The sequence below is a fragment of the Ruegeria spongiae genome, assembly GCF_023502395.1.
GTDB classification, from domain to species: domain Bacteria; phylum Pseudomonadota; class Alphaproteobacteria; order Rhodobacterales; family Rhodobacteraceae; genus Ruegeria_C; species Ruegeria_C spongiae.
This window is the reverse complement of sequence record NZ_JAMFMB010000005.1, coordinates 12,736-37,135: the sequence shown is the minus strand read 5'-3', so window position 1 is coordinate 37,135 and position 24,400 is coordinate 12,736. Positions and strand designations below refer to the sequence as shown.

Here is a 24,400-nt window from a genome sequence, read left to right as displayed (position 1 = left end):
CAATGAATTTCAATCGTTTGGCTTGGCTGGTTTGTGCCGGATCACCAGCGCAGGACAACAGCCCCCCAGGCCAGACCGCCGCCGATGGCCTCGGTCACGATCAGATCGCCCTCTTTGATCTGACCACGGGCCTTGCCCACGGACATGGCCAGCGGGATCGAGGCGGCGGATGTGTTGCCGTGATCCTTCAGGGTGACGATCACATTCTCCATCGGCACGCCCATCTTCTTGGCTGTTCCTTGGATGATGCGGATATTGGCCTGATGCGGCACGATCCAGTCCACATCCTTGCCCTCGAATCCGGCCTTCTCAAGCGCGGTTTCCGCAGCAGAGGTCAGCTTTTCGATGGCGTGGCGGAAGACCTGGTTGCCCTGCATGCGCAGATGGCCGGTTGATTGGGTCGACACGCCGCCATCCACGTAAAGCAGGTCCTTGAAACGGCCATCCGAATTCAGATCAACCGCGTGAATGCCCCGGTCGCTCGTGCCGCCGGGCTGGTCCTGATACTCCAGCACGATGGCACCGGCCCCGTCTCCGAACAGCACGCAGGTCGAGCGGTCGGTCCAGTCCATGATCCGCGAGAATGTCTCGGCGCCGATCACCAGCACGCGCTTGGCCTGACCGGCCTGGATCAGCGCGGTGGCATTGCAGAGCGCATAGATGAAACCGGCACAGACCGCCTGCAGATCAAAGGCAAAGCCGTGGCGCATCCCAAGCTTGGACTGCACCATTGTGGCGGCAGACGGAAAGGTCAGGTCCGGGGTCGAGGTGGCGACGATGATCGCGTCGATATCGTCTGGGGTGAGGCCGGCATCGTCCAGAGCCGCGCGGGCGGCGGCGGTTGCCAGATCCGAGGTGTTCTCGCCCTCGGCGGCAAAGTGACGCCGCTCGATGCCGGAGCGGGCGCGGATCCACTCATCCGAGGTGTCCAGCGTCGCTTCGAATTCGGCGTTGGGCACGATGCGCTCGGGCAAATAGTGTCCGATGCCTTTGACGACTGCACGGCCTGTCATGGGTCACCTGTTGTTTGTTGTTATGAGTCTGGCGCCTCGTTGGCGTGAGCGACATCTTGAGTAAGCTCGCCAGTGGATGCAACCCGTGCCGCCAGTTTTTCCGTAAACCCGGACTGCGCCAGGGTGAACGCCAGCTTGATCGCCGCTGAAACGCCGGTGTCATCGGCCGAGCCGTGCGATTTGATGACCGTGCCGTTCAGCCCGAGGAACACGCCACCGTTCACGCGGCGCGGATCGATGCGTTTTTTCAGGCGGTTGAGCGAGGTGATCGCCAGAACCGAGGCCAGCCGCGACAGCATCGAGTATTTGAACGCCTCGCGCAGCAGCCCGCCCACCATGCTGGCGGTGCCTTCGCCGGTCTTGATCGCCACATTGCCGGTGAACCCGTCGGTCACGATCACATCTGCGGCATTGCCGGTGATGTCGCTGCCTTCGACAAAGCCGGCGAAGTCGAAATTGGACCGCTCGGCAAATTCGGAAATCAGCGCATGCGCCTCTTTCAGTTCGGCGCGGCCTTTATGTTCTTCGGTGCCCACGTTCAGCAAGCCGATGCGCGGGCGAGGAAGCTCCATGCCGTTGCGGGCATAAGAAGCACCCATCAACGCATATTGCAGCAGATCGCGGGCATCGGCACGAATATCTGCCCCCACATCCAGCATCACGTTGAACCCCTGCGGGTTGCTGGAGGGGAAGAGGATCGCGATCGCCGGCCGGTTCACGCCCGGCAGCTTGCGCAGCCGAATCATGCTGAGCGCCATCAGCGCGCCGGTATTGCCGCAGGACACCGCCCCGGCAGCCTCGCCATTGCGTACCGATTCCAGCGCCGACCACATCGAGGTCTGCTTGCCGCTGCGGACAACCTGGCTGGGCTTGTCGTCCATGGTGACCACATCGCGGGCATCACGAAATTCGACGCGACCGTCCAGGCCGCGCCGTTTCGCAACTAACTTGCGTAATGTGTCTTCCGGGCCGTGCAGGATGAACCCGATTTCGGGGTTCTTTTCCGCAGACTTGGCGATTCCCGCCACAACGACCGAAGGACCGGCATCGCCGCCCATCGCATCAACCGAGATGATGATCCGCCCCGTTGCTGGTCCAGGGGGTGATCCGGTTTGATCGGGCTGTGCCGTCATGCCTCAGTCAGCGACCATTCAGGCCGCGTCTTCGTCCAGATCGATCTCGTCGGCCTGAGCGACAACCTCGCGGTCGTCATAGTGGCCGCAGGACGGGCACACGTGATGCGGACGGCGCAATTCGCCGCAATTGCCACATTCGTTGGGGTTTGCAGCAACCAGCGCATCATGCGCGCGGCGATTGTTGCGGCGCGATTTGGATACTTTGTTCTGTTGGACAGCCATTGTCTCAACCTTTGTCTCGCTAAGGGCCGCGGTCAATGCCGGAGGGCCGGTTATAGTCTACGTTTCTTGTGGCGTGACGCGCGTTTAGGGCGTTGCCCCCGCATTGTCCAACCATAAATCCGATGAGCGCGCGAAAATACTGCGAATCTCGCCATGTTCAAGCGGTTTTTCTGGTCGCCTCCTATGACATGTCAAAGCTGCATTGTCATTGGTCTTTTTTCAGCGCGTCACGTAATTCGGCCAGCCCGGAAAAGGGTTTGACATCCGCGTCGGTCAGAGGTGCCTTGCCCGGTTCGGTAAAGACCATTTCACCGGTTTCGGCACCTTTGCTGCGCGGGTAAAGCGGCAGCGCCAGCGCCAGCGACTCGATCATGATCCGCTGCAGGTCCAATTCGGCGGGCAATGGCTCGGTTTCGTCATCTTCGGGCATCTCCACTTCCGAGGCGTCGGGTTCCTGCCAGTCGGTCAGGAACATCCGGCGCACAGGTGTATCGATGCGGGTGGTCACCGGCTCCAGCGTGGCGATGCAGGGCTGCACCACCGTTGCACCCAGCTTGGCCGTGAGGCGCCAGTCCTTGTGACCTTGCGCGGCAATTTCGCCCGAGAATTCCAGCTTGCGCAGGCCCAGCAGATCCAGATCCGCCGCGATCCGGGACAGGTCCGGCGCGGGTGGGCGCAGCTTGAATTGGGTCGGGCTGTTCTGGGGCAGGTCGGCGACCCGCAACACATCCTCTTTCGACATAACGGGACTTTCGTTGGTTGAACCACTTGGCCGGTTTATGTAATCGGGATAGAAGGCGCGCACAGCCAAGGCAAGGGGGCCGGGATGATTGAAGCTGCAAAGCTGCCAGGACAGAGCATGTCCCGCATCGCAATGATGGGGGTTTTCGTGCTGTGCCTGTCCGCCTGTGCCGAGATCTATCGCAATCATGGCTATGTCCCGCCTGCCGAAGACCTGTCGAAGGTGACTGTTGGCGTCGACACGCGCGACAGCGTGATCGAAGCGATCGGCGCACCGACCGCATCCGGCGTGCTGGAGGACAGCGGCTATTATTACGTGCAGACCCGATTCCGTCATTACGGCGCGCGCGCGCCTCAGATCGTCTCGCGCGAGTTGGTGGCGATCAGTTTCGACCGGTCCGGCGTGGTGCGAAACATCGAGCGCTTTGGCCTTGAGAAGGGCCAGGTCGTGACATTGCAGCGCCGGGTGACCGAATCGAGCCTTGAGGACAAGACGTTCCTGCGGCAGCTGCTGGGCAATCTGGGCAATTTCGATCCGGGCACGCTTCTTCCGACAGAGGAATAGTCTGGCACCCGTCAAACTGCCGTCATACTCTGTATGCTAGTGAGCCACCGAACAGGATATCGTGCAGCACGACGGAGGGCGCGTTCATGGCGCAGGTGATGCTGAGCAACGGGCGCTACCGGGCGCGGCTTGCGACGGGCGAGGACGATATCGCCGCTGCGCAGCTGCTGCGGACACAGGCCTTTGCCACCGAAACCACCGATTGCGATGTTTTTGATGGTCTCTGCCAGCACGTACTGGTCGAGGACATGCGCGCCGGAAATCATCTGGTCTGCTGTTTCCGGCTCTTCGACATGCAGGGCGGGAGTGAGATCGGGCGCAGCTATTCGGCGCAGTTCTACGATTTGGCGGCGCTGACCGCGTTCGAGGGGCGGATGGTCGAAATGGGCCGGTTCTGTGTCGACCCGGACTACAATGACCCCGATATCCTGCGCACCGCCTGGGGCGCGATGACCGCTTATGTGGACACACACAGCGTCGAGATGCTGTTTGGTTGCTCGTCCTTCGCGGGCACCGAGACCGAAGCCTATCTGGATGCTTTCGCGGTGTTGAAACACCGTCATCTGGCCCCCAAACGCTGGTTGCCGCGAGTCAAGGCGCCCGATGTGTTCCGCTTTGCCGCCCGGCTGCGCCGCAAACCCGATTCGAAAAAGGCGATGCTGCGCATGCCGCCTTTGCTGCGCACCTATCTGGCGATGGGGGGGTGGGTCAGCGATCATGCGGTGGTGGACCGGCAGATGAACACGCTGCATGTGTTCACCGGGCTTGAGATCGGTGCGATCCCCCCGGCACGCAAACGGTTGCTGCGGATGATTGTTGGCTGAACCTGCTTAAATGGCACAACAGGACGCAGGCCGTTGACGCGCTGAGCCAGCCGGTTTAGCTGGCGGGTCATGGCACGTATCCCTTTATTGCAGATGTCCGGTATCTCGCTGACTTTCGGTGGCGATCCGGTGTTTTCCGGCCTCGATCTTGTGGTGCAGCCGGGCGACCGGGTGGCGCTGGTCGGGCGCAACGGCTCGGGCAAATCCACCCTGATGAAGGTGATGGCCGGGCTGGTCGAGGCCGATGCGGGCGAGATCACCATCCCGCCCGGCAAATCCGTAGGTTATATGGAGCAGGACCCGGACATGGCTGGGTTCGCGACGCTGGGCGATTATGCCTCAAGCGGTCTGGAGCCGGGCGAGCTCTACAAGGTCGAGCGTGCGGGCGAGGGCCTGAAGTTCGACCCCGACCGCCCCGTCGAGACCGCCTCAGGCGGCGAGCGGCGTCGTGCGGCACTGGCCAAGCTGATGGCCGAGGCCCCCGACCTGATGCTGCTGGACGAGCCGACCAACCATCTCGACATTCAGGCCATTGGCTGGCTGGAACGGGAGTTGTCCAGCACTCGCGCGGGCTTTGTCCTGATCTCGCATGACCGGGCGTTTTTGCGTGCACTGACCCGCGCAACCCTCTGGATTGACAGGGGAATGGTGCGGCGGCAGGAAAAGGGATTCGAGGCGTTTGAGGTCTGGCGCGACAAGGTCTGGGAAGAAGAGGACAGCGCGCGCCACAAGATGGACCGGCTGATCAAATCCGAAGCCCGCTGGGCGGTTGAAGGCATTAGCGCACGGCGCACGCGCAATCAGGGCCGGGTGCGCGCTCTGCAGGCCCTACGCGCGGAACGTTCGGCGCAGATACGCCGTCAGGGCGCGGCGGCGATGGCGCTGGAGGCCGGGCCGAAATCGGGCCGCAAGGTGATCGAGGCGCAGGGCATCGCCAAAAGCTTCGATGGTCAGCCCATTCTGCGTGACTTCGACCTGCTGGTGCAGCGCGGCGATCGGGTTGCCTTTGTCGGCCCCAACGGGGTGGGCAAGACCACGCTGCTGAACATGCTGCTGAGGCAGGTCGCGCCCGATGCGGGACAGGTCAGGCTGGGCACCAATCTCGAGGTCGCCGTCTTCGACCAGACCCGCGCCCAACTCGATCCTGACATGACGCTCTGGGACAGCTTGACCGGTGATCCGTCGATGCGGGTCTCGGGCAAGGCCGACCAGGTGATGGTGCGCGGCACGCCGAAACATGTGGTGGGCTACCTGAAAGAGTTTCTTTTTGACGACCGTCAGGCCCGCGCGCCGGTGCGTTCGCTGTCGGGAGGGGAAAAGGCGCGGCTGTTGCTGGCCAAGCTGATGGCGCAAAGCTCGAATGTGCTGGTGCTGGACGAGCCGACCAACGATCTGGATGTGGAAACGCTCGATCTGCTGCAGGAACTGCTGGATGATTATGACGGCACCGTGCTGCTGGTCAGCCATGATCGCGACTTTCTGGACCGGGTCGCCACCACCACCATCGCCATGGAGGGAGACGGGCGCGCCACCGCTTATGCGGGCGGGTGGAGCGATTATCAGGCCCAGCGCGCACCCGACGTGCCTTCCGCCGGTGACGCACCCAAAAGCGCGAAACCCAAGCCCAAGGCGGCACCGAAACCCAAATCGGGTCTGTCCTTTGCGGAAAAACACCGGCTGGAAAACCTGCCCGCCGAGATCGAGCGACTGGAGGCCGAGATCGGCAAGCTGGAAGAACTGTTAGCGGACCCCGAGCTATACACCCGCGAGCCGGTCAAGTTTCAAAAAGCCACGCAAGCCCTTGTGGAACGTCAGGAAAAGCTCTCTGCCGCCGAAGAGGAATGGCTGTTGTTGGAGGAAAAGGCTGAAGCCGGTTAAAGCGGATTCGCCGGGTTGCCGACCACGGTTGTGCCGGGCGCCACGTCTTTGGTGACCACGCTGCCCGCGCCGACGATGGCGTTTTCGCCAATGGTTACGCCGGGTATGATGATTGCGCCACCACCGATCCAGACATTGTCGCCCAGCGTGACGGGCAGGGCGATCTCCATCCCCTTGGCCCGCTCGACCGGGTCTTTTGCATGTTGTGCGCAATAGATCTGTACCGCCGGTCCCAGCATCGTGCCCGCTCCGATGGTCACCGGTGCCGAATCGAGGATGACGCAACCCGCGTTCAGATAAGACAGATCGCCCAGCGACAGGTTGATCCCGTAGGAACAGTGAAACGGCGCCTCGATCAGGCAATTCTGCCCGATATGACCAAGCAAATCAGCCAGTTGCGGACCCATGTGCCCTCGGGCATCGGGTGGCATGGTGTTGTGCTGATGCACCGCGTTGCGGGCGCGCTGGCGCATCACCTCCAACGCGTCATCGAGGCAGCTATACCAGTCTCCTGCAAGCATCTTGTCTTTCTGGGACAGTTCTTTCCGGGACATGAGCTCAGCGTTAGCGCATCCGCAAGGCTCCGTCGAGGCGGATGACCTCGCCGTTGAGATAGCCCATCTCGACGATGAACCCCGCCATCCGACCGAACTCTGCCGGATCGCCCAGCCGGGCCGGATTGGGAACATCCGCGGCCAGTTGCTGCTGCACGTCTTCCGGCAGGCCTGCCAGCATCGGCGTCATGAAAATGCCCGGCGCAATGGCCATCACCCGGATGCCCGAAGGCGCCAGATCACGCGCCATCGGCAGGGTCATCCCCACAATCCCGCCCTTTGACGCCGCATAAGCCGCTTGCCCCTTCTGCCCGTCAAAGGCGGCAATCGAGGCGGTGTTGATGATCACCCCGCGCGCGCCGTCGGGTTCGGGGTCGTTCCGGGCCATTTCGGCGGCGGCCAGGCGAGACACGTTGAATGAGCCGACGAGGTTGATATCGATGGTCTGCTGGAACGCATCCAACCCATGCGGGCCGTCCTTGCCTACGGTTTTCATGCCCACCGCGATGCCCGCGCAGTTCACGCAGGCGGTGATCTGTCCCATCTGCTCCATTGCGTGGGCGACCGCCGCCGCCACCGAGGCCTCGTCCGTCACATCGGTCTGTACGAAATGCCCGCCGATCTCTTCTGCGACGCGCGGACCGCGTTCGCCATCCCGGTCAAGAAGCGTGACCTGCGCGCCGTGCTTGGCGAAGTGGCGCGCGGTGGCCTCTCCCAATCCCGAGGCACCTCCGGTCACGATCGCGGCTGTATCGGTGATTTGCATGGCAACGCTCCATTATTTGAACACGTGTTCAAATAGCCGGGACACCGGTGTTCTGTCCAGTGTTGGATCGTGCCTGTTTCAGACGACCGACAGGCAGGAACATTTGGACAGCTTCCCGATCCGCTGCGTGGTGCTGCCCTGAACCAGCGCCTGCAAGTTGCCCAGCCCGCGCCGACCGGTGATGATCAGGTCCGCCCCCGCGCGTTCGGCACATTTCACGATCTGCTCGGCCGGATCACCGCGATTGGCATGGGTCTCGACGATCTCGATGCCATTTTCTGCGGCGATCGCCTTGCCCGCATTCATGATCTTGTCTGCGGCTTGTTTGACCTCACCCTCGGTCGGCATGGTTGTCACCGCGTGATAGCCCATCGTCGCCCCAAGGGCGAAGGCGACTGTCTGTGGCTGCGGGGTGTGGACCAGAATGATCCGGGCACTGAATTTTTCGGCAAGCTCGCAGGCCACGCGCATGGCGCGCTCCGATGGGTCCGATCCGTCGAGGCCGACAACGATTTTCTCAAACATGGGCTCCCTCCGATTGTATCCGTGTCACGATGATGGGGCAGGCGCGTCGCCCGCCCCATGACATGGATCAACAGAAAGGGGCGCTGCGCCGCGTCAGCCGTCCAATTGCACCAATGCGTGGCGTTTCTTGCCCGCGCTCAGTTTGATCGGCGCGGCCAGAGCGCCCGCGTCGATCATCAGCCCGGCATCGGTCAGCGGCGCATCGTCCAGCTTGGCGCCGTTTTCGGCAATCAGGCGCTTGGCCTCTTTGCCGGATTTGGCCAGACCGGATTTCACGATCAACTGCACGATCGACATGCCGTCGCCCAGATCAGCCGCGCTCAGCGTCAGTGTGGGCAGGTCGCCGCCGACGCCGCCCTTTTCGAACACCTCGCGGGCGGTGGCTTCGGCCTTGGTTGCGGCCTCGGAACCGTGCAGCAGCGTGGTGATTTCATTGGCCAGACGGATCTTGGCCTCATTGATCTCGGACCCTGCCAGCGCGCCCAGCCGGTTGCACTCGTCAACGGGCAACTCGGTATAAAGCTTCAGGAACCGGCCCACATCGGCGTCGGTGGTGTTGCGCCAGAACTGCCAGAACTCGTAAGACGACAGCATGTCGCCATTCAGCCAGATCGCGCCCGATTGCGATTTGCCCATCTTCTTGCCGTCGCTGGTGGTCAGCAGCGGTGAGGTCAGGCCGAACACCTCGCCCTCGATCACCCGGCGGGTCAGGTCGATGCCGTTGACAATATTGCCCCACTGATCGCTGCCGCCCATCTGCAACACGCAGCCATAGCGCCGGTTCAGTTCCAGAAAGTCATAGGCCTGCAGGATCATGTAGTTGAATTCGAGGAAAGAGAGCGACTGCTCGCGATCGAGCCGCGATTTCACCGATTCGAAGCTGAGCATCCGGTTGACCGAGAAATGCCGCCCGATATCGCGCAGGAAATCGAGATAGTTCAGATCGTCCAGCCATTCCTCGTTGTTCAGCATCAACGCCGCGTTTTCGGCGCCGCTGTCATAGTCGATATAGGCCGAGAATACTTTTTTGATCCCGGCGATATTGGCGTCGATCTGTTCGGGGCCCAGCAGCGGGCGTTCATCGGAGCGGAAAGACGGATCGCCCACCTTGGTGGTACCGCCGCCCATCAGCGTGATCGGCTTGTGCCCGGTCTTTTGCAGCCAGCGCAGCATCATGATCTGGATCAGCGAGCCCACATGCAGGGACTTGGCGGTGGCGTCAAAGCCGATATACCCGGGCTGGCACCCTTTGCTCAGTGCCTCATCAAGGCCCTGATAATCGGTGCAGTCGGCGAGAAAGCCGCGCTCCATCATCGTGGCGATGAAATCCGATTTGGGGTGATAGGTCATGGCTTGCCTCGGGGTTGAATTGCGAGGCAGGTTATAGGCGGCAGGAATGAGAAGGAAAAGGCCATGAATAGGGCCATTGCGCAGGCAGGCACGGTAAAGGCGCTGGGGGCGATGTCGGGAACCTCGCTGGACGGGGTGGATACCGCCGTGATCGAAACCGACGGGCTGACGATCTCGGGCTTTGGTGAGACCGGGTATCGGGCCTATTGTGATGCCGACCGCGCGGTGTTGCGCGCCGGGCTGGGCCAGTGGCACGGCGCAGAGGTCGAGGCGGCTGGCGATCTGGTGACCGAAGCGCATCGTGCGGCCCTGTCGGGGCATGAGGGGATCGATCTGATCGGCTTTCATGGCCAGACGCTCAGCCACGAGCCGCATGGTCGCGGCACCTTGCAGGTGGGCGATGGCGCGGTGCTGGCGCAGGCGCTGGGAACGCCCGTGGTCTGGGATTTCCGCTCGGACGACATCCGCCTTGGTGGCGAGGGCGCACCGCTGGCGCCGTTTTTCCATTTCGCCTGCGCCAAATGGGCCGGTCTGAGCGAGCCGCTGTGTTTTCTCAATCTGGGCGGGGTGGGCAACCTGACCTATATCGATCCCGGTTTCGACCGCCCCGAGGCCCCCGGCGCATTGCTGGCCTTTGATACAGGTCCGGCCAACGCGCCGATTGATGATCTGGTACAGGCGCGGCTGGGACTGTCGATGGATCGCGATGGTGCCCTTGCGCGCAAGGGCAGTGTGGAAACCGGCGCGCTGGAGCTGTTCCTGGCCGAGCCGTATTTTGCAAAGATGCCACCCAAATCTCTGGACCGGAATGATTTTTCCGAGATGATCGAACTGGTGCGCGAGTTGAGCGATGCCGATGCGGTGGCCACGCTGACCGGCATGTGCGCCGCCGGTGTTGCGCAAGGGGTCGAGCATTGCCCGGTGCCTCCGTCGCGGCTTCTGGTCACTGGCGGTGGGCGGAACAATCCGGTGCTGATGCAGATGCTGCAGGTCTCGCTCGATTGTCCGGTGGAGCCGGTTGAAACCATCGGTCTGAACGGTGACATGCTCGAGGCGCAGGCCTTTGGTTATCTCGCCGTTCGCGTCGCGCGCGGCCTGCCGACCAGTTGTCCGGGCACCACCGGCGTCAGCGCGCTTGTGGGCGGCGGGGTTGTGAGCATTCCCGTGCCCGCATGATTGGGGCCGGGGGAGCGCTGCCTCCATCGCCTTTGGGGTATGTTCAGCCTGATGAAGGATGGATCGGGTCGTGGTTCATCGCGCGCGCATAGGTGGTGGCGAACCCGGAGTAGCCCTCAGAGGTCGATTTCAGATATGCCCGTGTCAGGGTGTGGAATTCCGGCAGTTTGTGGAAGGGCACGTTGGGAAAGGCGTGATGTTCGGCGTGGTAGGGCATGTTCCAGGCCAGGAATCGCACGGCGCGGGTGGTGAAAGTTGTGCGCGAGTTTTCCAGCATATCGGCAACCGGCGGGCACAGCCCGTGTTCGGCCAAAAGATAGAGCCGCAGGAAAGGCTGGCCGATCAGCACAGGAAGGATCCAGACCCAGAACAGGGCAGGCGTGACCAGCAGGCTGAGCGCGGCCAGTGCGTAAATCCCCAGCAGAAAGCGCGCCTCGCGCTGCATCACGGCGTATTGGCGTTGCGGCAGGTAAGGCGCGTCGAAGCGACCAAAGGCGTTCCGGACCAGCACCTGCGCCATCGCGCGCCAGTAGAACCAGCCGCTCAGATAGGCCAGCAGGCTTGGCCAGCTATCGGGGCGCGGTTTGCCTGCAAGCTCGGGGTCGCGTTTGGGGTCATTGGTCCATTTGTGATGGGCGAGGTGAAAATAGCGGAACCAGATGAAGGGCAGGGCGATCGGCAGCGCGCAGGCATGGCCCACGACCTCGTTGAGCCAGCGGGTTTTGAACGGAGTCTGGTGGGTGCATTCATGGCTGAGCGTGAACAGGAACACCAAAAACAGCCCCTGCGGCAGGATCAGCAGCGGCCAGAGCGGTACCAGCAGAAGGATGCCGATGGTGCCGACGGCAAGCGCCAACCCGTAGACCCCCAGATGCCGCAGCCCGGCACTGTCGGATCGCGCCATTAGGGCGAATTTTGTCTCGGCCGGGAGGGCGGCGATCAGGGTGCGGTGATCCATGTGATCAGCCTATCCGAGGCGTCACCTGCGTCAAGCGCGCGGGATATCGAAACCGGGCGCGGCCAGTTCGAATCCTTCGAACTGGAATCCGGGCGAGACGGTGCAACTGACCAAAGTGTAATCACCGGTCGAGCGCGCTGCCTGCCAATGGCCCTTGGGCACGATCAGCTGTGGCTGGCCTGTGCTCAGATCGGGCGAGAGCAGGTGCTCGGTGGCCGGGCCCGTCTCATCCGGGCTGAGCGACAGGATCAGCGGCGCTCCGCCGTGGTAGAGCCAGATCTCGGTGGCATCGACCCGGTGCCAGTGGCTGCGCTCATCTGCCTTGAGCAGGAAATAGATGCAGGTGCCGGTGGCGCGTCCGGGGTTGGCTGCGCGCCAGGTCTCGCGGAACCAGCCGCCCTCGGGATGGTGCTGCAACCCCAGATGGGCGATGATCTCGTCTGCGGTCATGATGGGTCCTCCGATTTGCGCTGCCCTGCGTATGGGGCAGGGCAGAAGCCTCTGGCAATCCCCGGGCGCGCGCATATGTTCAGCCCATGACATTCACAATCCCGTTCGACAACAGCTATGCCCGCCTGCCAGAGGCGTTTTTTACACGGCAGGACCCGCAACCGGTGGCGGCGCCGCATCTGTTGGCGTTCAACGAGGATCTGGCCCGGCTGATGGCGATCACCCCGGGCGAAGTGGACGAGATGGCGCAGGTTTTTGCCGGCAACGACATCCCCGACGGGGCCACACCGCTGTCGCAGCTCTATTCCGGCCACCAGTTCGGCACTTACAACCCGCAGCTGGGCGACGGGCGCGCCGTATTGCTGGGCGAGACGGTGGGCACGGACGGGGTGCGGCGGGACATCCAGCTCAAGGGATCGGGGCGCACGCCTTATTCGCGGGGCGGTGACGGGCGCGCGTGGCTGGGCCCGGTGTTGCGGGAATATGTGGTCTCGGAGGCGATGCATGCGCTTGGCATCCCCACCACACGGGCACTGGCTGCGGTCGAGACCGGCGAGCAGGTGTTTCGTGAAAGCCCCTTGCCCGGCGCGGTTCTGACGCGCGTGGCGTCAAGCCATCTGCGGGTGGGCACGTTTCAGGTCTTTGCCGCGCGCGGCCAGACCGAAAACCTCAGGCAGCTGACCCGGTATGCAATCGAGCGCCACTACCCGCAGGCCGACGGGCCGATGGGCCTGTTGCGGGCCGTCAGCGAGGCTCAGGCGCGGCTGATCGCGCAGTGGATGTCGGTGGGTTTCATCCATGGGGTGATGAACACCGACAATTGCTCGATCGCCGGAGAGACCATCGACTATGGACCTTGCGCCTTCATGGACAGCTACCATCCCAACACGGTCTACAGCTCGATTGACCGGATGGGGCGCTATGCCTATGCGAATCAGGCCGACATCGCGGTCTGGAACATGGCGCAATTCGCCACCGCGCTGATCCAGCAGATGACCAGCCGCGACGCAGGCGTCGAAGAGGCGACCGAGATCGTGCATGCCATGCCCGGCCTGATCCAGACCGCGTGGCTGACCCGGTTCGGCGCCAAGCTGGGGCTGGCGCAGGCCGAAGAGGGCGATCAGGCCCTGATCGGCGATCTGCTGACCTGCATGGTCGAGGGGCAGGCCGATTTCACCAACACATTCCGGGCGCTTGGAACCGTTGCCGCGCGCGACCAGTTTCTAGACCCGCAGGCCTTCGATGCGTGGGAGGCTGGCTGGAAGGACCGCGCCGCGCGGGAGGAGGATGCCTTGGCAACGCTGCACGCCGCCAACCCCTCCGTCATTCCCCGAAACCATCGCATCGAACAGTTGATCGAGGCTGCCGTGACAGGTGATTATGCGCCGTTCCATCGCCTCAATGCGGTCCTGTCGACGCCGTATGCCGATCACCCTGACGCCACCGACCTGACCCGCCCTCCGACAGAGAGCGAAGTGGTTCAGGCCACCTTCTGCGGTACCTGAGCCACCTTGCATCCGCAGCGACGCCATCGCAAATAGAACACGCCCCGCTGAACCGGACCCCTCATGAGCCTGACCCCGACGCTGCGCCTTGCCAGCTACAACATCCAGAAATGCGTCGGGCTCGACCTGCGACGACAGCCGCGCAGAATCCTGCAAGTGCTGGATCGTCTGGGCGCGCAGATCGTGGTGCTGCAGGAGGCGGACAAGCGCCTGCCGCCGCGCCCGGCAGCCTTGCCGCATTTTGTGTTGAACGAGGCGGGCTGGCAGATCGCTGATCTGGGCGGCGCGGGGTCTCTGGGCTGGCACGGCAATGCGGTGATCTGGAAGGGCGCGGACATCACCGTCGATACCCTGGCCCATCACGATCTGCCGGGATTTGAGCCGCGCGGCGCGGTGCGGGTGGAACTGACGACGCCCATAGGACCGCTCAGGGTGGTCGGGCTGCATCTGGGTCTGCTGGCGCAGTCACGGCGACGCCAGATCACCCATCTGGCGCAGGACATCGCCGCGTTGCCGTCAATGCCGACGGTCTGGGCCGGGGATTTCAACGACTGGTCGCGACAGCCCATCCTTGACCGTCTGGCACCCAGGATGCGCTTCTTGCGGCCGTTGCCCAGCTTTCCCGCCCTGCGCCCTCTCGGCCCGCTGGACCGGATCGCGCTGGGGCCCGAGCTAGAGGCGGTGCGCCATGAGGTACATTCCGACCAGCCCGCCCATATCGCCTCGGACCATCTGCCAGTCTGGGCCGATCTGCGGCGTCGCGATTGAACGAGGGTTCACCGCGAAACCCGGTGGCGCTGGCGCGCGCAAGGCATTAAACCAAGCACCCAGACGAAGCAGGGGGCACGTCATGTCCAGTACGATCATAACCAGATGCGAGGCCAAGGGGCTGCGGCTGACCGGACAGCGCCGCGTCATCGCGAAGGTGCTGGAGGAAAGCGCCGATCACCCCGATGTCGAAGAGCTTTATTCCCGCGCCATCGCCATTGATCCGGGCATCTCCATCGCCACCGTCTACCGCACCGTCAAACTGTTTGACGAGGCGGGCATATTGGACCGTTTGGAATTCGGCGACGGGCGCGCCCGCTACGAGGATGCCGAGCGCGACCATCACGACCACCTGATCGACATGAATTCGGGCGAGGTGATCGAATTTGTCGACCCCGAGATCGAGGCACTGCAGGAAAAGATCGCCGCCAAGCTGGGCTATGAACTGCGCGGTCACAAGCTGGAACTTTATGGCGTCCCGCTGCGCAAACGCTGACGCCCGGACTCACACATCACAGCCTTGCACATTCCGGCCAAAGGCTGCACTGGGGGTCAGAACACACCCGCAGGAGATCCGGTATGAGCGACACAAGCCAGAACCTGCGGGGCGCGATTCTGATGTCACTGGCGATGCTGGGCTTCGCGCTGGAGGACATGTTCATCAAGCTGATGGCCGATCTGCTGCCCACCTGGCAGATATTGGCGATTCTGGGTGGTGGCGGGGCGCTGGTCTTTGCGGCGATGACCGTGGCCAGCGGCCAGCCGCTTTGGACCCGCGCCTATCTCAAGGGGTCGATCCTGCTGCGCAACGTGGCAGAAATTGTCGGCACGGTTGGGTTTGTCACGGCCATTGCACTCACCCCGATTTCGCAGGCCTCGGCGATCCTGCAGGCTACGCCGCTGGTGGTGACCATCGGAGCGGCGCTGTTTTTGGGCGAACAGGTCGGCCCGCGCCGCTGGAGCGCGGTGATGATCGGGTTTCTGGGCGTGCTGCTGGTGATCCGCCCCGGCACCGAAGGCTTTGACGCCAAATCGCTTTTTGCCGTACAGGGCGTGATCGGGTTGGCGGTGCGAGACGTGGTGACCCGGCGCGTGGGGGACGAAACCTCGTCGCTGCAGCTCAGCTTTCTGGCCTTTCTGACCCTGATCCCCTCGGCGGTCATTCTGGCCTGTTTCAGCGATCAGGTCTATGTTTCGACGTCCATCGGGCAATGGGCGCTGTTTGCAGGCTTCGTCCTGGTGGCGGCGGCGGCCTATCTGGCTATCGTCGCGTCGATGCGGGTTGGCGAGGTCTCGTTCGTGACCCCGTTTCGCTATTCGCGCATCGTTTTTGCTCTGATCATCGGCACCACCGTGTTCGGCGAACGGCCCGATCTGATGATGTTGACCGGTGTCGCCGTGATTGTCGGCGCGGGCATCTATGTGGTCTGGCGCGAGCGGGTCGTGGGCGTGCGGATGGAAAAAGATGAAATTCCCGGCACTTGATGTCGCTAACAGGTGTGGTTTCCCGCTGTCGTTCTCTGTTAAGACCCCGGCAATCAGGAACCAGCCGGGAACAGAACATCATGAGCACGATAATCGACATCTTTGGTCGTGAGGTATTGGACAGCCGGGGCAATCCGACGGTTGAGGTTGATGTTGTGCTGGAGGATGGCACGATAGGCCGGGCTGCGGTGCCGTCGGGGGCCTCGACCGGCGCCTATGAGGCGGTGGAGAAGCGCGATGGCGACAAGACGCGCTATCTGGGCAAAGGCGTGCTGGAGGCCGTCGCCGCCGTCAATGGCGAGATCGCCGAGGCGCTGGTCGGCTTTGACGCCACCGAACAAGAGGCCCTCGACGCCACCATGATCGAGCTGGACGGTACGCCCAACAAGGCGCGTCTGGGCGCCAATGCGATCCTCGGCGTCAGCCTGGCGGTGGCCAAGGCGGCGGCCGATTTCACCACCCAGCCGCTTTATCGGTATGTGGGCGGCACCCAGGCGCGGATGCTGCCGGTGCCGATGATGAACATCATCAATGGCGGTGAACATGCCGACAACCCGATCGACATTCAGGAATTCATGATCATGCCGGTCGCGGCGGAAAACATCCGCGACGCGGTGCGCATGGGGTCCGAAGTGTTCCATACGCTGAAAAAGGAACTCTCGGCGGCGGGTCTGGCCACCGGGATCGGTGATGAGGGCGGCTTTGCGCCCAATCTTTCCAGCACCCGCGACGCGCTGGACTTCATTCTGAAGTCGATCGAGACGGCCGGTTACCGGCCCGGAGAAGATATCTACCTCGCTTTGGACTGTGCCGCGACAGAATATTTCCGCGATGGTAAATATATCCTTTCCGGCGAAGGCAAAACCCTGAGCCCGGCGGAGAATGTCGCCTATCTCGAGGCGCTGGTGAATGATTACCCGATCATCTCGATCGAGGACGGCATGTCCGAGGATGACTGGGACGGCTGGGCGGCGTTAACCGAATCTTTGGGCGATCGGGTGCAGCTTGTGGGTGACGACCTGTTTGTGACCAACCCCGCGCGTCTGGCGCTGGGGATCGAACGGGGTTGCGCCAATTCGATGCTGGTGAAGGTGAACCAGATCGGCACGCTGAGCGAGACCTTGCGCGCCGTGGACATGGCGCACCGGGCGGGCATGACCAATGTGATGAGCCACCGTTCGGGCGAGACCGAGGATGCCACCATCGCCGATCTGGCGGTGGCGACCAATTGCGGTCAGATCAAGACCGGCTCGCTGGCGCGGTCCGACCGGCTGGCCAAGTACAACCAGCTGATTCGCATCGAGGAAACGCTGGGCGAAACCGCCCAATACGCCGGAACCTCTATCCTGCGCGGGTAACAACCGGACCGGCAGAACACCAAAACCTCCGGCAAAAAACCGGGGGTTTTCTTTTGCCTTGATGCTGTCGCGCAATGCGTTTTGTGGGTGAAATTCCAGTTGCACGGGGCACGCTCAGCGTGCCGTTACGTCACTGAAAAACTTGATCAGGATCAAGGACCGGAACGGATCTTAAGGGGCAGGTATCGCGCATAACTTTTGAAGAAAGGAAGCGCAAATGACCCCCTTTGCAAAAACCCTGCTTGCCGCAGTTGCAACCCTCGCACTCTTGGGTGCCTGCACCAAGGAAGACACCTATCCGGTCACCGGCGAACAATGCGGTCCCGACGATCCGGTCAAGAAAATCGACGTGGCGGATTGCTACGTCCCCTCCGTCGGAGTCTGATCCGATGAATGATGGGCGCGGTCCTTCGGGTCGCGCCTGTCAGCCGAGCATGCGGCTCATCAGCATGTAGCGCTCGCGCGGTTTGAACCCGCTGCGCAGGTAAAGTTTCTGCGCGGCGGCGTCCTCGCGGTCGACCTCCAGATGGACCGCCTTGATCCCCCCGGTTGCCAGCGCCTTGGGCAGTTCCAGAAGCGTTTCACCGGCGATGCCACGCCGCCGGACCGCTGGTCGGACATAAATCTCGTCCACAAACGCATCCATGCCACCGAATTCCACCGACCATCCGAAGGTCAGGATGATATAGCCCAGCGGCGCGCGCGCCGGGCCGATCAGATAGATGCAGCCATGGGGAATACCCTCCAGCAGCGGCAGCAGCGCCGACTGGCGCAGTTCCTCGTCCTGTTCGATGCCCATTTCGGCGTGAAAGGCCGCGACCAGGCCCATCAGCCGGGTCAGATCCTCGGGCTGGGCGAGGCGGAGTTGCGCGCTCATGTCAGTCGCTCCAATGCTGTGTGTGCCTTGCTGCGGTGTTGCCTCGCAATACCGTCGAGGAGGGCGTTCTGACCCGGTAAAGCGCGGAAGGCAAGACGGGACTGCACGCTCATAGCCGGGACAGGCGGTCGGTCAGCAGATCAAAGAACCTGTCCGCGTCGATATCGCCCATGAACAGCGCGTTGGGCGGGCGATCGGTGACACCCCACCAATCCGCCACCGTCATGCCCAGGGTCAGTTCGGACTGTGTTTCGATCTCCACATTGATGTGGCGGCCGGTGAACAGATCGGGCCGGATCAAATAGGCGGTCACGCAGGGATCGTGCAGCGGTGCGCCTTCCGAGCCGTATTTTTCTTTGTCGAACCGTTCGAAAAAGTCAGTCATTTCGGCGACGGCGTGCCCGATTTTGCTGTCCAGCGCGCGGAAGGCGTCGTTACGGTGTTTCGTGACCAGAGCGTCATGGGTGACATCCAGTGGCATCACCACGATGTGGATGCTGGATTTGAACACGATATCAGCGGCTTCTGGGTCGACATAGATGTTGAACTCGGCGGTGGGCGTGATGTTGCCTACCTCAAAATACGCGCCGCCCATCAGGACGATCTCTTGCACACGGGGAATGATGTCGGGGGCCTTTTGAAAGGCTGTGGCGATATTGGTCAGCGGGCCAAGCGGGCAGAGTGTGACCGTGCCCGCGGGCTCGCGGCGCAGCGTGTCGATGATGAACTCCACCGCGTGACCCTCGGAGAGCGGCATCGCCGGGTCTGGCAGGACCGGACCATCGAGGCCGGTCTTGCCATGCACATGCTCGGCAGTGACCAGCTTGCGTGTCAGCGGTGCGTCGCAGCCCGCATAGACCGGCACATCGGGACGGCCCGCCAACTCACAGACAATGCGGGCGTTTTTGGCGGTCAGGTGAAGCGGAACGTTGCCTGCCACGGCGGTGATGCCCAGCACGTCGATTTCGTCGGGGCTGGCCAGCGCCAGCAGGATCGCAACCGCGTCGTCCTGACCGGGATCGGTGTCGATGATGATCTTGCGGGCGGTCATTGGCGGCTCCTGTCAGGTGCGGCAGGACAGTCGCATCCGGGCTGTGCCCTGTCCAGAGGGTGTCAGCGCGGATCAGCCGGGAACCGCCATCAGGCGCTGCGTTTCGCGGCCTGTTTCTCCTGTTGTTTGACCTCGTCCCAGAGCGCGTCCATCTCGGCCAGATCGCTTTCCGACGGGGTCCTGCCGCGCTGCGCCAGCCGCTCTTCGACGGCGGCGAAGCGGCGGGTGAACTTGGCGTTGGTGCGGCGCAGGGCGGCCTCGGGCTCGATGCCCAGATGGCGTCCCAGATTGACCATCACAAACAAGAGATCGCCGAACTCGTCCTCCAGCGCGTCCGCGTCCCTGGCATCGCGGGCCTCTTCCAACTCGGTGGCCTCTTCGGTGATCTTGGCCAGCACGTGGCTGGCATCGGGCCAGTCGAACCCCACGCGGGCGGCACGTTGCTGCAGCTTATGCGCACGCAGCAGGGCGGGCAGGTTGGCCGCCACCCCGTCCAGAGCGCCTTTCTGTGCCTTGCCAGCACGCTCAGCGGCTTTGATCGCCTCCCAATCCAGGGTCTGTTGTTCGGCGGACTTGTCGCGGGATTCGTCGCCAAAGACATGTGGATGGCGCGCCACCATCTTGTCGGACATGGTGCGCACCACGTCCTGAAAGGCGAAATGACCCGCCTCGCTGGCCATCTGCGCGTGAAAGACCGACTGGAACAGCAGATCGCCCAACTCGCCCTTCAACTCGTCCCAGGCCTCGCGTTCGATGGCGTCGGCGACCTCATAGGCCTCTTCAATCGTGTAGGGGGCGATACTGGCGAAATCCTGTTCGATATCCCAGGGGCAGCCATGGGCCGGGTCGCGCAGGCGGCGCATGATTTCCAGCAGGCGCTCGATCCCGGCCTCGCTGTTGTTGATCAATGTGTTTTCTGTCATTGCGACCGCCCCCGTTCCGGTGTCTGATGCATCAATTCCCGACGTTGACGCAGGAGTCCACCCCATGCCCGTTGTAAACCGCATCGCCGATTATGCGCGTGACATGACGGCGTGGCGTCAGCATCTGCACCGTATCCCGGAACTGGGGCTGGACTGCCCCAAGACCTCGGGTTTTGTGGCAGAGAAGCTGCGCGCGTTTGGGGTGGATGAGCTGCATGAGGGGATCGCGCGCACCGGGATCGTCGCGATCATCAACGGGCGCGGCGATGGGCCGACCATCGGCCTGCGCGCCGATATGGACGGGTTGCCGATCCGCGAGGCGACCGGGCTGGACTATGCCTCGGACCATGAGGGGTGCATGCATGCCTGCGGCCATGACGGCCACACCACCATGTTGCTGGGCGCGGCCCGCTATCTGGCCGAAACCCGCAATTTCGCAGGCCGCGTTGCGCTGATTTTTCAGCCCGCCGAAGAGGCGGGCGGCGGGGCTGAAGTCATGGTGCAGGAGGGCATCATGGACCGGTTCGATATCAGCGAAGTCTATGCGCTGCACAACGCGCCGGGGTTTGGCGAAGGTGGGTTTTATACCACGCCTGGCCCGATCATGGCGGCCGTCGATACGTTTCACGTTCATATTCAGGGCGTTGGCGGTCATGGCGCGATGCCGCATGAGACCCGAGACCCGGTGATGGCCGCCTGCGGCATCGCCCAGGCGTTCCAGACCATTGTCAGCCGCAATCACTATGCGCTGGATGATCTTGTGGTCTCGGTCACGCAGATCCATGCCGGGACAGTGGACAACGTGATCCCCGACACCGCCTATCTGAACGGCACCATTCGCACCTTCGACCCGGCAGTTCAGAAGATGGTGATGGGTCGGATGGAACAAATCGTGGCAGGGCAGGCGGCCAGCTATGGGGTCGAGGCCAGGCTGGACTATGACATCGGCTATCCCGCCACCATCAACGATCCTGACAGGACGCGCTTTGCGGCGGCTGTTGCGGCTGAGATCTCGGGCGAGCATCGGGTGGTCCGGGAGGCCGGCCGCGAGATGGGGGCGGAGGATTTCTCTTACATGCTGCAGGCCCGGCCCGGCGCTTATCTGTTCCTGGGCCAGGGCGAGAGCGCGGGGCTGCACCATCCGGAATACAATTTCAACGATCAGGTGGCACCGATAGGGGCGTCGTTCTTTGCCCGACTGGTCGAAACGGCGCAGCCGGCGGCGTAATGCACAGAACGTCGACATAATACAGAAGGGCGTCCGGGAATGGCACTGGAAGATGCAAAAAATCAGGTGGATGAGGCCTTTACCCGCACCGATCTGCGCGGGCCGTCCTTCGAGAACACCTTTGGCGGGGCGACCTCGTTCCTGCGCCGCAAATACACCAAGGACCTGCGCGGCGTCGATATCGCGGTCACCGGCGTGCCCTTCGATCAGGCGGCCACCAACCGGCCCGGCACGCGGCTGGGCCCGCGCGCGATCCGCGAGGCCAGCGCGTTGCAGTCACCAGATGCGCCTTATGGCTGGCCGTTTGATGCGCTAAGCGAGATGGCTATCGTCGATTACGGTGATGTTGCCTTTGACTATGCCAATGTGCCCGCCTTTCCCGACACCGTAAGCGACCATATCCGGGGCATTCTGGAGGCCGATGTGGCCTCGGTCACGCTGGGGGGCGATCACTATATCAGCTTCCCGATCCTCAAGGCTTATGCCGAGCGATACGGCCCGATGTCGCTGCTGCAATTTGATGCCCATACCGACACCTGGGCCGATGACGATATGGCGCGCGTGGATCATGGCACCATGTTCTACAAGGCGGTGAAATCCGGGCTGGTGGACCCGGCGCGCTCGGTTCAGGTGGGGATCAGAACCACCAATGACGACACGCTGGGCGTGAACATCATCGACGCGCGCGAGGTGTATGAGGCCGGACCAGCGGCCACAGCGGTAAAGATCCGGGAAATTCTGGGCAACCACCCTGTCTATCTGAGCTTTGATATCGACGGGCTCGACCCGGCCTTTGCGCCGGGCACCGGCACGCCGGTCTGGGGTGGCCTGACCTCAATCCAGGCCTCGATCATCCTGCGCGATATTGCCGGGATCAACATCAAGGGCGGCGACGTGGTCGAAGTCAGCCCGCCCTTTGACACCACAGGGGCCACGGCCATCGCTGGTGCCCATATCGCCACCGAGATCATCTGTCTGCTGGGATGGAACAAGTTCAGATGAAGACCCTTCTGACGCTGACGGAAGCAGGGATGCTGCTTTATTGGGCACTGGCACTTGCGGCCCTTGCAGGCTGGCAAATCATCCCACCCGATCAGATGTACTCCGATTACGAAGACCCGCTGATCATTGCGTGGAACTGGTCGTTCTTTCCTCTGGATGTGACCTTTGCGGTGCTGGGCCTGACGGGTCGGTTTGCGATCTCGGACCCGGCCAGAAAAGCGCAGGTCGGGCTGGTTGCGTTGACGTTGATGTTTTGCGCGGGGCTGATGGCGCTGTCGTTCTGGTCGATACGCCTGTGGTTCGATCCGCTTTGGTGGGGCCTTAATCTTTGGTTAGTCATACTTCCGGTATTCGCTGTATTCAGCGGGCAGTCCGGGTGGGAGAAACAGAGATCATGAGTGAATTCAATCAACCGATCAGCGGCAACGATCTGGCCCGGTTTTCCGGGCCGAACACCTTCATGCGCCTGCCGCAGGCGGCCAGCCTGGACGGGCTGGATGTGGCGGTGCTGGGCATTCCGATGGATATCGGCACCTCGTGGCGGTCGGGTACACGGTTCGGACCCAAGCAGATCAGGGCGGAAAGCGCGATGATCCGGCCCTATAACATGGCCACCGGAGCGGCACCTTTCGACAGCCTGCAGATTGCTGATATCGGTGATCTGGCGATCAATACGTTTTCGCTGGCAGACAGTCTGCGGATCATCCGGGACAGCTATGCCGGGATATTGACCAATGACGTGATCCCGGTGGCGATGGGGGGCGATCATTCGATCACGCTGCCGATCCTGCGGGCGATTGCCGCCAAACATGGCCCCGTGGCGCTGGTGCATGTGGATGCGCATGCGGATGTGAATGACGATATGTTCGGCGAGCGCGAGACCCACGGCACGGTCTTCCGCCGCGCCTATGAAGAGGGGCTGATCCAGCCCGACCGCACCTATCAGATCGGCATTCGCGGCACAGGCTATGCCGCAACGGATTTCACCGAAGCGCAGGGCTGGGGGTTCCGGCAGTTTCCGGCCTGGGACCTCTGGCACAAGAGCCTGGCACCGCTGGGGGCCGAGATCCGCCGCGAGATCGGCGACCGGCCCGTCTATGTCACCTATGACATCGACAGCCTGGACCCGGCTTATGCGCCCGGCACCGGCACGCCCGAGATCGGTGGGCTGACCACCCCGCAGGCGCTGGAACTGATCCATGCGTTGCGCGGCGCGAACATCGTCGGCTGCGATCTGGTCGAGGTGTCTCCGCCCTATGATCCATCGGGCAATACCGCGCTGACTGCGTCAAATCTTCTCTATGAGCTGATTTGCGTTCTGCCCGGTGTTGCCGCGCGCTAGGTTGGGTTTGACCAAAAAGGTCAAAACCAAAGGGAACCGGATTTGGGACGGATTGCGATGTTGATTTGGGTGCTGCTGATCGCGGTTGTGGTGGTTCTGGGCTATGTGCGCCTCGCGCCGTCGGAGGTGACAGAATGGCATGTCGCGCCGGTTGGCGACAGCGATGTCAACGGCAAAGGCAGCGTGCTGCGGGTTCTGCGGACGGGGCCGGATGCGCTCAAGCAGTTCGACGCGGTGGCACGCGCCGGTGCGGGCACCAAAGTGCTGGCCGGATCACTTGATGAGGGCATGATCACCTATATCACCCGCACCAAGGTGTTCGGTTTTCCCGATTACACCACGGCACAACAACAGGGCGAGATATTGCGCATCCATGCCAGGCTGCGCTTTGGCAGATCGGATTTCGGCGTGAACCGCAAGCGGGTCGAGGCGTGGATCGCGCAGATGCCGTCAGGAGGATAGGCAGCCCTTCTGAACCTCGCGCCACATCGGCACGTTCAGCGACATCTGGCATTGTGCCATGAACATGCGCCCATCGACCTGCATGCAGATGGTCTGGCCCAGCTCGATCCGCGACCCGCTCTTGTCGGTGCAATAGCAGTCCTGAACCTTGCCGCCGGGGCCAGTGACGTCACCCAGAACCGGGCTCGCGATCAGCAGAAAAACAAGTAGGTGTCGTGTCATGCCCCAAAGCCTAGCACAG

Annotated in this window: 29 protein-coding genes; 15 read left to right on the top strand and 14 right to left on the bottom strand. The window is 62.7% G+C overall.

Going from position 1 to position 24,400, the window contains the following annotated elements:
* Positions 1–41: 41 nt before the first annotated feature.
* The 4 genes from M3P21_RS05625 to M3P21_RS05610 form a co-directional block, all read right to left on the bottom strand.
* Positions 42–1,013 (bottom strand): beta-ketoacyl-ACP synthase III, encoded by a 972-nt coding sequence (locus M3P21_RS05625; RefSeq protein ID WP_249707582.1) that lies wholly within the window; start codon positions 1,011–1,013, stop codon positions 42–44.
* Positions 1,014–1,033: 20 nt separating this feature from the next.
* Positions 1,034–2,146 carry a phosphate acyltransferase PlsX gene (gene plsX / locus M3P21_RS05620; RefSeq protein ID WP_249707581.1) on the bottom strand — a complete coding sequence of 371 codons (1,113 nt, stop codon included), beginning with the start codon at positions 2,144–2,146 and terminating at the stop codon, positions 1,034–1,036.
* Positions 2,147–2,164: 18 nt separating this feature from the next.
* Positions 2,165–2,371, bottom strand: a complete 207-nt coding sequence (gene rpmF / locus M3P21_RS05615; protein ID WP_249707580.1) for a 50S ribosomal protein L32 — start codon at positions 2,369–2,371, stop codon at positions 2,165–2,167.
* Positions 2,372–2,576: 205 nt separating this feature from the next.
* Positions 2,577–3,113 carry a YceD family protein gene (locus M3P21_RS05610; RefSeq protein WP_249707578.1) on the bottom strand — a complete coding sequence of 179 codons (537 nt, stop codon included), beginning with the start codon at positions 3,111–3,113 and terminating at the stop codon, positions 2,577–2,579.
* Between the two features lie 117 nt (positions 3,114–3,230).
* On the opposite strand from M3P21_RS05610, the gene M3P21_RS05605 reads away from it, so the two are divergent.
* The 3 genes from M3P21_RS05605 (at position 3,231) to M3P21_RS05595 (ending at position 6,379) form a co-directional block, all read left to right on the top strand.
* Complete coding sequence (locus M3P21_RS05605; RefSeq protein ID WP_249707576.1) at positions 3,231–3,677, top strand: outer membrane protein assembly factor BamE; 447 nt, start codon at positions 3,231–3,233, stop codon at positions 3,675–3,677.
* 86 nt (positions 3,678–3,763) lie between these two features.
* Positions 3,764–4,501: a GNAT family N-acetyltransferase gene (locus M3P21_RS05600; protein WP_249707575.1), complete on the top strand. Its 738-nt coding sequence runs from the start codon at positions 3,764–3,766 to the stop codon at positions 4,499–4,501.
* Between the two features lie 69 nt (positions 4,502–4,570).
* Entirely contained in the window at positions 4,571–6,379 is a 1,809-nt protein-coding gene (locus M3P21_RS05595; protein WP_249707574.1) for an ABC-F family ATP-binding cassette domain-containing protein, read from the top strand.
* Here M3P21_RS05595 and M3P21_RS05590 read toward each other — a convergent pair.
* The 4 genes from M3P21_RS05590 to tyrS all read right to left on the bottom strand — a co-directional run bounded on the left by M3P21_RS05590 (position 6,376) and on the right by tyrS (position 9,574).
* On the bottom strand, positions 6,376–6,933 hold the full coding sequence (locus M3P21_RS05590; RefSeq protein WP_249707572.1) for a sugar O-acetyltransferase: 558 nt from the start codon (positions 6,931–6,933) through the stop codon (positions 6,376–6,378). The two genes, M3P21_RS05595 and M3P21_RS05590, sit on opposite strands and share 4 nt — an antisense overlap.
* 10 nt (positions 6,934–6,943) lie before the next feature.
* Positions 6,944–7,699 (bottom strand): SDR family NAD(P)-dependent oxidoreductase, encoded by a 756-nt coding sequence (locus tag M3P21_RS05585; RefSeq protein ID WP_249707569.1) that lies wholly within the window; start codon positions 7,697–7,699, stop codon positions 6,944–6,946.
* 78 nt (positions 7,700–7,777) lie between these two features.
* On the bottom strand, positions 7,778–8,224 hold the full coding sequence (locus M3P21_RS05580; protein WP_249707567.1) for a universal stress protein: 447 nt from the start codon (positions 8,222–8,224) through the stop codon (positions 7,778–7,780).
* 93 nt (positions 8,225–8,317) lie between these two features.
* A complete protein-coding gene (gene tyrS, locus M3P21_RS05575; protein ID WP_249707565.1) occupies positions 8,318–9,574 on the bottom strand; it encodes a tyrosine--tRNA ligase in 1,257 nt (418 codons plus the stop codon).
* A 63-nt stretch (positions 9,575–9,637) separates the two neighbouring features.
* Here tyrS and M3P21_RS05570 point away from each other — a divergent pair, with 63 nt between their 5' ends.
* On the top strand, positions 9,638–10,750 hold the full coding sequence (locus M3P21_RS05570) for an anhydro-N-acetylmuramic acid kinase (RefSeq protein ID WP_249707563.1): 1,113 nt from the start codon (positions 9,638–9,640) through the stop codon (positions 10,748–10,750).
* Between the two features lie 43 nt (positions 10,751–10,793).
* Here M3P21_RS05570 and M3P21_RS05565 read toward each other — a convergent pair whose 3' ends face one another.
* A complete protein-coding gene (locus M3P21_RS05565; RefSeq protein ID WP_249707561.1) occupies positions 10,794–11,708 on the bottom strand; it encodes a fatty acid desaturase in 915 nt (304 codons plus the stop codon).
* A 30-nt stretch (positions 11,709–11,738) separates the two neighbouring features.
* Positions 11,739–12,158, bottom strand: coding sequence for a cupin domain-containing protein (locus M3P21_RS05560; RefSeq protein WP_249707560.1), 420 nt, complete (start codon positions 12,156–12,158; stop codon positions 11,739–11,741).
* A gap of 86 nt (positions 12,159–12,244) precedes the next feature.
* Here M3P21_RS05560 and M3P21_RS05555 point away from each other — a divergent pair, with 86 nt between their 5' ends.
* From M3P21_RS05555 to M3P21_RS05530, 6 genes are all read left to right on the top strand, one after another.
* Positions 12,245–13,663, top strand: coding sequence for a protein adenylyltransferase SelO (locus tag M3P21_RS05555; RefSeq protein WP_249707558.1), 1,419 nt, complete (start codon positions 12,245–12,247; stop codon positions 13,661–13,663).
* 63 nt (positions 13,664–13,726) lie between these two features.
* Entirely contained in the window at positions 13,727–14,431 is a 705-nt protein-coding gene (locus tag M3P21_RS05550; RefSeq protein WP_249707556.1) for an endonuclease/exonuclease/phosphatase family protein, read from the top strand.
* An 82-nt stretch (positions 14,432–14,513) separates the two neighbouring features.
* Complete coding sequence (locus M3P21_RS05545) at positions 14,514–14,927, top strand: Fur family transcriptional regulator (protein WP_249707554.1); 414 nt, start codon at positions 14,514–14,516, stop codon at positions 14,925–14,927.
* Between the two features lie 83 nt (positions 14,928–15,010).
* Complete coding sequence (locus tag M3P21_RS05540; protein ID WP_249707552.1) at positions 15,011–15,916, top strand: DMT family transporter; 906 nt, start codon at positions 15,011–15,013, stop codon at positions 15,914–15,916.
* A gap of 80 nt (positions 15,917–15,996) precedes the next feature.
* On the top strand, positions 15,997–17,274 hold the full coding sequence (gene eno / locus M3P21_RS05535) for a phosphopyruvate hydratase (RefSeq protein WP_249707550.1): 1,278 nt from the start codon (positions 15,997–15,999) through the stop codon (positions 17,272–17,274).
* Between the two features lie 217 nt (positions 17,275–17,491).
* Positions 17,492–17,659: a hypothetical protein gene (locus tag M3P21_RS05530; protein WP_249707549.1), complete on the top strand. Its 168-nt coding sequence runs from the start codon at positions 17,492–17,494 to the stop codon at positions 17,657–17,659.
* Between the two features lie 39 nt (positions 17,660–17,698).
* Here M3P21_RS05530 and M3P21_RS05525 read toward each other — a convergent pair whose 3' ends face one another.
* The 3 genes from M3P21_RS05525 to mazG form a co-directional block, all read right to left on the bottom strand.
* Positions 17,699–18,151, bottom strand: coding sequence for a GNAT family N-acetyltransferase (locus tag M3P21_RS05525; RefSeq protein ID WP_249707548.1), 453 nt, complete (start codon positions 18,149–18,151; stop codon positions 17,699–17,701).
* 109 nt (positions 18,152–18,260) lie between these two features.
* Complete coding sequence (locus M3P21_RS05520; protein WP_249707547.1) at positions 18,261–19,202, bottom strand: nucleoside hydrolase; 942 nt, start codon at positions 19,200–19,202, stop codon at positions 18,261–18,263.
* 89 nt (positions 19,203–19,291) lie between these two features.
* Positions 19,292–20,125: a nucleoside triphosphate pyrophosphohydrolase gene (gene mazG, locus M3P21_RS05515; protein WP_249707546.1), complete on the bottom strand. Its 834-nt coding sequence runs from the start codon at positions 20,123–20,125 to the stop codon at positions 19,292–19,294.
* Positions 20,126–20,189: 64 nt separating this feature from the next.
* Here mazG and M3P21_RS05510 point away from each other — a divergent pair, with 64 nt between their 5' ends.
* The 5 genes from M3P21_RS05510 to M3P21_RS05490 are packed head-to-tail and all read left to right on the top strand — an operon-like array spanning position 20,190 to position 24,159.
* The gene (locus M3P21_RS05510) at positions 20,190–21,353 is read left to right on the top strand and encodes a M20 aminoacylase family protein (protein WP_249707545.1); all 1,164 of its coding nucleotides are present in this window, start codon (positions 20,190–20,192) and stop codon (positions 21,351–21,353) included.
* A 39-nt stretch (positions 21,354–21,392) separates the two neighbouring features.
* Positions 21,393–22,355, top strand: a complete 963-nt coding sequence (gene speB, locus M3P21_RS05505; RefSeq protein WP_249707544.1) for an agmatinase — start codon at positions 21,393–21,395, stop codon at positions 22,353–22,355.
* Complete coding sequence (locus M3P21_RS05500) at positions 22,352–22,753, top strand: DUF5360 family protein (protein ID WP_249707543.1); 402 nt, start codon at positions 22,352–22,354, stop codon at positions 22,751–22,753. The genes speB (M3P21_RS05505) and M3P21_RS05500 overlap by 4 nt, the downstream gene beginning before the upstream one ends.
* The gene (gene speB, locus M3P21_RS05495; protein ID WP_249707541.1) at positions 22,750–23,697 is read left to right on the top strand and encodes an agmatinase; all 948 of its coding nucleotides are present in this window, start codon (positions 22,750–22,752) and stop codon (positions 23,695–23,697) included. Before M3P21_RS05500 ends, speB (M3P21_RS05495) begins: the two co-directional genes overlap by 4 nt.
* Before the next feature lie 57 nt (positions 23,698–23,754).
* Complete coding sequence (locus tag M3P21_RS05490) at positions 23,755–24,159, top strand: DUF1499 domain-containing protein (protein WP_249707539.1); 405 nt, start codon at positions 23,755–23,757, stop codon at positions 24,157–24,159.
* On the opposite strand, the gene M3P21_RS05485 is transcribed toward M3P21_RS05490, so the two are convergent.
* A complete protein-coding gene (locus tag M3P21_RS05485; protein ID WP_249707537.1) occupies positions 24,148–24,381 on the bottom strand; it encodes a hypothetical protein in 234 nt (77 codons plus the stop codon). The two genes, M3P21_RS05490 and M3P21_RS05485, sit on opposite strands and share 12 nt — an antisense overlap.
* Between the last annotated feature and the right edge of the window lie 19 nt (positions 24,382–24,400).